Source organism: Caldimonas sp., from assembly GCF_046289365.1.
Classification (GTDB): Bacteria; Pseudomonadota; Gammaproteobacteria; order Burkholderiales; family Burkholderiaceae_C; genus Caldimonas.
The window spans coordinates 1-6,761 of record NZ_JBKBVU010000167.1 but is presented as its reverse complement, the minus strand read 5'-3'; the positions used below and the strand labels follow the sequence as shown (position 1 = coordinate 6,761).

The window sequence follows — 6,761 nt, the reverse complement described above, 5'->3', positions numbered from 1 at the left end:
CCGCCCCAGCCCACCACGCCGATGCTGTTGATCATCGTCGTGTGGCTGTCGGTGCCCACCAGGGGGTTGGGGTAGTACACCCCCTGGGCCGTCCTGTGCACGCCGCGGGCCAGGTATTCCAGGTTCACCTGGTGCACGATCCCGAAGCCCGGAGGCACCACGCCAAAGGTTTCGAAGGCCTGCATGCCCCACTTCATGAACTGGTAGCGCTCGCGGTTGCGCTGGAACTCCAGCTTCATGTTCAGGTCCAGGGCCTGCTTGTTGCCGTAGTGGTCGATCATCACCGAGTGGTCGACCACCAGATCCACCGGCACCAGCGGTTCGATGGTCTTGGGGTTTCGGCCCATCTTGGCGGCCACCGAACGCATCGCGGCCAGGTCGGCCAGCAGCGGCACGCCGGTGAAGTCCTGCAGCACCACGCGGGCCACGACGAAGGGGATCTCGTCGACCCGTTCGCCGTTGGGCGCCCACCGGGCCAGTTGCTCCACGTGCTCGGGCGTGACCTTCTTGCCGTCGCAGTTGCGCAGCACCGACTCCAGCACGAGGCGCAGCGACACCGGCAGCCGGTTGACTTTCGGGAACTGCCGGGCCAGCTCGGGCAGCGAAAAGTACTGGCCGGACTTGCCGGAAGCCGTCTTGAAAGACTTCAGGGTCTTGGCAAAGGCATGGGCGGGGGCTTGGGCCATGAAAGACTCCGTGAGGCGTGAGGTTGGTCGTTGTGGGAGGGGGCGACAACACCATTGTGGCCGCACGGCATGACGTTAGGGCGCGCGGGGGCTTGCGGTCAAGCGCCGCCGCGCAAAGCCGCCCGCCGACGGCAAAAGAAAACGGCCCCGCAGGGCCGTTCAGACCAGCGCCGGGCAGCCGCTCAGACCGCCACCGCCTTGGCCGTCTGCGCATACTCCTCGATCTGGTCGAAGTTCATGTAGCGGTACACGCTGGCGGCGTCTTTGTTGATGATGCCCATCTCGGCATGGTATTCGGCCACCGTCGGGATGCGCCCCAGCTTGGAGCAGATCGCGGCGAGTTCGGCCGAGCCCAGGAAGACATTGGTGTTCTTGCCCAGGCGGTTGGGGAAGTTGCGGGTCGAGGTGGACATCACCGTGGCGCCCTCGCGCACCTGGGCCTGGTTGCCCATGCACAGCGAGCAGCCGGGCATCTCGGTGCGTGCACCGGCGGTGCCGAAGGCGGCATAGTGGCCCTCCTTGATCAGCTCGTTCTGGTCCATCTTGGTGGGCGGGGCGACCCACAGCTTCACCGGGATGTCACGCTGGCCGCCCAGCAGCTTGGCCGCGGCCCGGAAGTGGCCGATGTTGGTCATGCACGAGCCGATGAAGGCCTCGTCGATCTTGGTGCCGGCCACCTCGGACAGGAACTTGGCGTCGTCCGGGTCGTTGGGGCAGCAGACGATGGGCTCTTTGATCTCGTTCAGGTCGATCTCGATCACGGCCGCGTACTCGGCATCGGCGTCGGCCTCCAGCAGTTCGGGCTTGGCCAGCCAGGCCTCGACGGCCTTGATGCGGCGCTCCAGCGTGCGGCGGTCCTGGTAGCCGTCGGCGATCATGTTCTTCATCAGCACGATGTTCGACTGCAGGTACTCGATGATCGGCTCTTTGTTGAGCTTGATCGTGCAGCCGGCCGCCGAACGCTCGGCTGAGGCGTCCGACAGCTCGAAGGCCTGTTCCACCTTGAGGTCGGGCAGTCCTTCGATCTCCAGGATGCGGCCGGAGAAGATGTTCTTCTTGCCCTTCTTCTCCACCGTCAGCAGGCCCTGCTTGATCGCGTACAGCGGGATCGCATGCACCAGGTCGCGCAGGGTGACGCCGGGCTGCATCTGGCCCTTGAAACGCACCAGCACCGACTCGGGCATGTCCAGCGGCATCACACCGGTGGCCGCGGCGAAGGCCACCAGGCCCGAGCCGGCCGGGAAGGAGATGCCGATGGGGAAGCGCGTGTGCGAATCACCGCCTGTGCCCACGGTGTCGGGCAGCAGCAGGCGGTTGAGCCAGGAGTGGATCACGCCATCGCCCGGCCGCAGCGAGACGCCGCCGCGGTTGCTGATGAAGGCGGGCAGTTCGCGGTGCATCTTCACGTCCACCGCCTTGGGGTAAGCGGCGGTGTGGCAGAACGACTGCATCACCAGGTCGGCCGAGAAACCCAGGCAGGCCAGGTCCTTGAGCTCGTCGCGGGTCATCGGGCCGGTGGTGTCCTGGCTGCCCACCGTGGTCATCTTGGGCTCGCAGTAGGTGCCCGGGCGGATGCCTTGCTGTTTACCATTGACCACCGGCAGGCCACAGGCGCGGCCCACCATCTTCTGCGCCAGCGTGTAGCCTTTGCCGGTGTCCACCGGCGCCTTGGGCAGGCGAAACAGCGTGGAGGCGGGCAGCCCCAGAAACTCGCGTGCCTTGCCGGTCAGCGAGCGGCCGATGATCAGGTTGATGCGGCCGCCGGCACGCACCTCGTCGAGCAGCACCTCGCTCTTGAGCTGGAAGGTGGCGACGAGCTTGCCGTCTTTCTCGATCTTGCCCTCATAGGGGTAGATGTCGATCACATCGCCCATCTCCAGGTTGGAGACATCCACCTCGATGGGCAGCGAGCCGGAATCTTCCTGCGTGTTGAAGAAGATCGGGGCGATCTTGCCGCCCAGGGTCACGCCACCGAAGCGCTTGTTGGGCACATAGGGGATGTCCTCGCCGGTATGCCAGATCACGCTGTTGGTGGCCGACTTGCGGCTCGACCCGGTGCCCACGACATCGCCCACGTAGGCCACCAGATGGCCCTTCTTCTTCAGGTCCTCGATGAACCGGATCGGGCCGCGCTTGCCGTCCTCCTCGGGCCGGAAGGCCGCGTCGGGGCGGGTGTTCTTGAGCATCGCCAGGGCGTGCAGCGGGATGTCCGGACGGCTCCAGGCGTCGGGGGCGGGGGAGAGGTCGTCGGTGTTGGTCTCTCCCGGCACTTTGAACACCGTGACGGTGATTTTGCGGGCCACCTCCGGGCGGCTGGTGAACCATTCGGCGTCGGCCCAGGACTGGATGACCTCGCGGGCCTTGGCATTGCCGCTGCGTGCCTTCTCGGCCACATCGTGGAAGGCATCGAACATCAGCAGCGTCTTCTTCAGGCCGTCGGCAGCCACCCCGGCGACTTCGGGGTCGTCGAGCAGGTCGATCAAGGGCTTGACGTTGTAGCCGCCGACCATCGTGCCCAGCAGTTCGGTGGCCTTGGCCCGGCTGATCAGGCCCACCGAGAGGTCGCCATGGGCGACGGCCGCCAGAAAGCTGGCCTTGACCTTGGCGGCATCGTCCACGCCGGGCGGCACGCGATGCGTGAGCAGCTCCAGCAGGAAGGCCTCCTCGCCGGCCGGCGGCGCCTTGATCAGCTCGATCAGCTCGGCGGTTTGCTGGGCCGACAAGGGCAGGGGCGGGATGCCAAGCGCAGCGCGCTCGGCGACGTGGTCGCGGTAGGTTTTCAGCATGGGCACTCCGGAGGGATCGGCCGGCCCGACGGGACCGGACGGCTCTCCTATTTTATGTCTTATATAAGACTTCCGCCAGAGATTGGGCTGTGTCTGAAAGCAGAAAAGCCACCGGGACGGTGGCTTTTGTCGAGTGGCCGCCGCGGATCCGGCTTGGCCGCTCCGCCAGCGGCGCCCCCTGGAGGGGGCGGCCGAAGGCCGTAGGCGTGGGCCTCAGTTCGCGGCGATGCCGATGCTCTCGCGCTTGTGGGTGGCCATGGCTTCGCGGTGTTTGGGGTGCACGCAGTTGTCCGCTACGCGGTAGCCCAGCGCCGTGTTCATCAGCATGGACTTGTCGGCGATCTGCAGGTACAGCGCTTGGCCCCGCACGTCTTCCATGCGCAGCGCGCCGGTGGACGAGAGCACAGGCTTGACGACCCACGTCTTGCTGGCCAGGGTGACGTTGAAATAGCCCGGGTGGTCCGGATGCGGCGTCACGGTGACGTGCTGGCCGAATTCGCAGTCGCTGCGGCCCACGTAGACCCGGGTGGCAGCCTCGATCTGCTCAGGCGTGGCGGCGGCCAGTTGCATGGGGGCGGCGGCCGGGCCGGCCTTGGCGTTCTTCTTCGCCGAAGGCGACGATTGGGCCATCACGGCCCCGGAGACGGCCAGGGCCAGCGCCCCCACCAGGCCGATCGCGATACGTTGGAAGCTCATGAAACTCTCCTGCTCCAAGATGGGACAGCCTCGATTGTGGGGCGGTGCATTTAGTAACACGATGAATTTGCACGGTGCGCCCGGGCCAATCTGAGACATTTTGCTGCTTCCATCTCAGTCTGTAGGCGGGGTCTCGGTATTTTTCGGGGAAACCCGGAAGAACGCATCGCGGGCTGCGTCGGGCAGGGGGCGGCCAGTGCGTTCGGCGCGTTCCAGCAGATACCAGTAGTAGCGGTAGCTCGCCCGGTCGTGCAAGGTGTCCACGCCGCGCGTGCGATGCCGGATCGGGCCCCACTGAGCAGCCTGGGCGGCCAGCAGGATTTCGCAGGCCTCTTCGATCTCGCCCGCGTCCGGCGCAAAGGCCTCGACGATGGGCACGATCTGATCGGGGTGGATGCTCCACATGCGCGTGTAGCCCAGCTCGTTGGCGGCGCGGCGGGCGGCCCGGCTCAGGGCTTCACGGTCGCGAAACTCGGTGACGACGCAATGCGAGGGCACCTTGGCATGACGATGGCAGGCCGCCGCGATCTCCAGCTTGGCGCGCAGCACGAGCGGATGGGTGAACTGGCCGGTCACGCTCATGCCGGCCGCACCGATCGCGCCGCGGTGGGCCGAAACGAAATCCATCAGGCCGAAGGAGAGCGATTGCACGCGCGGGTGGGCCGCGATGCGATCGACCTCGTGCAAGGCGCCGTGGGTCTCGATCAGCACATGCACCGGCACCCGATGCGACAGCCCCAGGCTGCGCGCGATCGCATCGATGCGATCGATGGCCTGCGCAACGTCGCGGGCATCGCGCGGCTTGGGCAGCATCAGGTAGGCCAGGCGCGCTGCGCAGCGCGACAGCAGCAGGTCAACCTCGACCTCGAAGGTCGGGTGATCCACAGGATGCACCAGGGCACCGACACGGCCCCAGCGGTTGGCCGGGCTGTTCACCAGCTCGGCAATGAGCGCCGCATGCTCCAGCTCGCCGCCCACCGGCGCGCCGTCCTCGGCATCCAGCGTGGCGTCGAAGAGGGCCCGGCCGTGGGCCTCGCCCAGCTCGGCCTGGAGTGCCAGGCTCTTGCGCATGCGCGCTTCCACGCCGGCATAGTGGTCGCACACCGGCAGCTCGGGTGCTTGCTCACCAACATCCAGCAGGGCCTGGCGGGGGTGCAGGGCAGACGCGGCAGAGGTCATCGCGGGCTCCGGAAGCGGGACAGGGCAAGCAAGCAAAAGGGCCGGCACCTGCCGGCGCCGGCCCTCGGTATCAGGGCGCGACCACGGGGTGGCGCCTGGCGGACCTTACAGCAGGTGCTTGACGCCGTCCTGCTCGGCCAGCAGTTCGGCCAGGGTCTTGTCGATGCATTCCTGCGAGAAGGCGTCGATCGGCAGACCTTCGACGATCTTGTAGTCACCACCCTCGCAGGTGACCGGGAAGCCGAACATCACATCTTTCGGGATACCGTATTCCCCGTTGGACGGCACGCCCATCGTGACCCACTCGCCGTTCGTGCCCAGGGCCCAGTCGCGCATGTGGTCGATGGCGGCATTGGCGGCCGAGGCGGCCGACGATAGGCCGCGTGCCTCGATGATGGCCGCGCCACGCTTGCCCACCGTGGGCAGGAAGACGTCCTTGTTCCACACGGGGTCGTTGATCATTTCCTTCACCGAAGCGCCGTCGATCGTGGCGAAACGGTAGTCGGCATACATCGTGGGCGAGTGGTTGCCCCACACGCACAGCTTCTTGATCGAGGCCACGGGTTTGCCGGTCTTGGCGGCGATCTGGCTGAGCGCGCGGTTGTGGTCCAGGCGCAGCATGGCGGTGAAGTTGCGGCGCGGCAGGTCAGGGGCCGACTTCATCGCGATGTAGGCATTGGTGTTGGCCGGATTGCCCACCACCAGCACCTTGACGTTGCGCGAGGCCGATTCGTTCAGCGCCTTGCCCTGGGCCGTGAAGATCTGGGCGTTGGCGGCCAGCAGGTCGGCGCGCTCCATGCCGGGGCCGCGCGGACGCGCGCCCACCAGCAAGGCGTAGTCGGTGTCCTTGAACGCTGCCTTGGCGTCGCTGTGGGCCTCCATGCCGGCCAGCAGCGGGAAGGCGCAGTCCTCGAGCTCCATCATCACGCCCTTGAGCGCCTTCTGGGCCTTCTCGTCGGGGATTTCCAGCAGTTGCAGGATGACCGGCTGGTCCTTGCCCAGCATCTCGCCGGAGGCGATACGGAACAGCAGCGCGTAGCCGATCTGGCCGGCGGCGCCGGTGACGGCGACGCGAACGGGTTTCTTGCTCATGGTTGGCTCCAGGGGGAAGGGGAGGGTTGTGTGACCGCCCCGAAGTTTAGGCCAAAGTGGGGCGGGAAACCACGAGGTTTGTCATCTTATGTCTTATATAAGACATCTGTCCCTAGACTTCGTGCGGGCGATATGTTGCAATCCCGTCCATGGCACAGCAGCCCCCCCAGAGCGCGACCGATCCCGCCTCGTCCGACGCGGCGGGGCCGGCCTTCAGCCCGCTCTACCAACAGATCAAGGCGCTGATCACGCGCAGCCTACAAGGCGGCGAGTGGCGCCCGGGTGAGGCCATCCCGAGCGAGGTCGAGCTGGCGGCACGCTT

6 protein-coding genes are annotated in these 6,761 nt (G+C 66.7%); 1 reads left to right on the top strand and 5 read right to left on the bottom strand.

Going from position 1 to position 6,761, the window contains the following annotated elements:
- The 5 genes from ACK42S_RS14110 to ACK42S_RS14090 form a co-directional block, all read right to left on the bottom strand.
- A partial coding sequence (locus tag ACK42S_RS14110; RefSeq protein WP_409708760.1) for an aconitase family protein occupies positions 1–686 on the bottom strand: 686 nt, incomplete at its 3' end.
- Positions 687–868: 182 nt separating this feature from the next.
- The gene (acnB, locus tag ACK42S_RS14105) at positions 869–3,472 is read right to left on the bottom strand and encodes a bifunctional aconitate hydratase 2/2-methylisocitrate dehydratase (protein ID WP_409708757.1); all 2,604 of its coding nucleotides are present in this window, start codon (positions 3,470–3,472) and stop codon (positions 869–871) included.
- 213 nt (positions 3,473–3,685) lie between these two features.
- The gene (locus tag ACK42S_RS14100) at positions 3,686–4,168 is read right to left on the bottom strand and encodes a hypothetical protein (RefSeq protein ID WP_409708754.1); all 483 of its coding nucleotides are present in this window, start codon (positions 4,166–4,168) and stop codon (positions 3,686–3,688) included.
- A gap of 114 nt (positions 4,169–4,282) precedes the next feature.
- A complete protein-coding gene (locus ACK42S_RS14095) occupies positions 4,283–5,347 on the bottom strand; it encodes an HpcH/HpaI aldolase/citrate lyase family protein (RefSeq protein ID WP_409708751.1) in 1,065 nt (354 codons plus the stop codon).
- Positions 5,348–5,452: 105 nt separating this feature from the next.
- A complete protein-coding gene (locus tag ACK42S_RS14090) occupies positions 5,453–6,439 on the bottom strand; it encodes a malate dehydrogenase (RefSeq protein ID WP_409708748.1) in 987 nt (328 codons plus the stop codon).
- A 149-nt stretch (positions 6,440–6,588) separates the two neighbouring features.
- Here ACK42S_RS14090 and ACK42S_RS14085 point away from each other — a divergent pair.
- Positions 6,589–6,761, top strand: a 173-nt coding sequence (locus ACK42S_RS14085; protein WP_409708763.1) for a GntR family transcriptional regulator, incomplete at its 3' end; no start/stop codon positions are given.

Bases quoted from the DNA above. Each gene is read 5' to 3' on its own strand.
- acnB (WP_409708757.1), bottom strand. From the start codon at position 3,472: ATGCTGAAAACCTACCGCGACCACGTCGCCGAGCGCGCTGCGCTTGGC.
- ACK42S_RS14100 (WP_409708754.1), bottom strand. From the start codon at position 4,168: ATGAGCTTCCAACGTATCGCGATCGGCCTGGTGGGGGCGCTGGCCCTG.
- ACK42S_RS14095 (WP_409708751.1), bottom strand. From the start codon at position 5,347: ATGACCTCTGCCGCGTCTGCCCTGCACCCCCGCCAGGCCCTGCTGGAT.
- ACK42S_RS14090 (WP_409708748.1), bottom strand. From the start codon at position 6,439: ATGAGCAAGAAACCCGTTCGCGTCGCCGTCACCGGCGCCGCCGGCCAG.